Raw genomic sequence first — 438 nt, forward strand, 5'->3', positions numbered from 1 at the left:
CGAGGCGCCCGGCGCCGGCGCGCCCCAGTAGCGATTGCTCGCCCCGTCCGTGGTGTTCTTCGCCGGGTGCCCGGGTACCTCGGCGCTCGCCTCGACGGCCACGGGCGTCACGGGCCTGGGCTTGCCCAGTTTGTCCCGGGTGTCCTCGAACAGGGCGCGGCCGGCCGGCAGCAGCAGGAGACCGGCCGCGCACAGGGCCGCCACCACGGCCAGGATCACCACGAGCCGTACCGCGCGGCCCGAACTCGCCCGCACCCGGCGGCGCAGCGGCCACACGGTCCGCCACCACGGCAGCGGGGCGGGCTTCGCCACGGGGTTCAGCGGGGTCGCGCAGCGCCGGCAGAACCGGCGGCCCGGCGGGTTGGGCGTGCCGCAGGCCGGGCACGGCGCCCCCGCCCCTTCGTCCGGCTCCGCCACAGGCCGTACGACGGGGCGCGG

1 protein-coding gene is annotated in these 438 nt (G+C 79.0%); it reads right to left on the reverse strand.

Going from position 1 to position 438, the window contains the following annotated elements:
* The coding region (locus CCN44_RS47190) for a zinc ribbon domain-containing protein (protein WP_244204080.1) at window positions 1-438 on the reverse strand (438 nt) is incomplete at both ends.

Source organism: Streptomyces tricolor (assembly GCF_002155905.1).
Classification (GTDB): Bacteria; Actinomycetota; Actinomycetes; order Streptomycetales; family Streptomycetaceae; genus Streptomyces; species Streptomyces tricolor.